1 protein-coding gene is annotated in these 726 nt (G+C 50.6%); it reads right to left on the reverse strand.

The features are described from left to right. Positions 1 to 726: tRNA (uridine(54)-C5)-methyltransferase TrmA (trmA, locus tag ACTHUR_RS13905; protein ID WP_440399128.1), on the reverse strand; the 726-nt coding region annotated here is incomplete at both ends.

The raw sequence follows: 726 nt of genomic DNA on the forward strand, positions 1-726 counted from the left end.
GTTCTTGCAGGCGGCGGAATTCACGGTTTTGCGTGTAGGCCTCGGTAAATTCTTCCGCAGACAGACGAGCGATTTTGAGATTGGTAGTTTGGTTGGCTTCAATATTCCATTGGGCGGCATTGACGGAGGTTTTGGAAACTTCGGTTGCCAATACTTGATTGAAATGTTGCGAAAGCGGCAGGGTGAAATTGCCGTTGCCGCAGTATAACTCAAGCATGTCTTTGCCTAAGTTTTGCGCAGCATCACACGCCCAAGTCAGCATTTTTTTGCATACTTGGGCATTGGGTTGGGTAAAGCTGCCCTCGATTTGACGATAGCGGAAGGTCTTGCCGTTGACTTCCAATGCTTCGGTCACAAAATCTTGGCTTAATACGATTTTTTGTCCGCGGCTGCGGCCGATGATGTGGATGCCCAAATTGTGCGCCAGCTCTTGCGCGGCTTGTTGCCATGCGTCGTTCAGCTTCTTGTGGTAAATCATGGTAACCAGCATTTCGCCGCTTAAAGTGGACAAAAATTCGACGGCGTACCAGCGGTTTTTCAGCTCGGGATGATTGGATGCGGCTTCAATCAATTTCGGCATCAAGGCATTGATGGATTCGGACGCGGCAGGAAATTGGTCGCAACGGATCAGGCTTGCCCCGCTTGCCTTTTGCCCGCGTTCAAACATGGCGTAAAACATTTCGCCGCCTTTATGCCAGATGCGGAACTCGGCGCGCATCCTGTAAT

The organism is Neisseria sp. P0021.S007 (assembly GCF_051956855.1).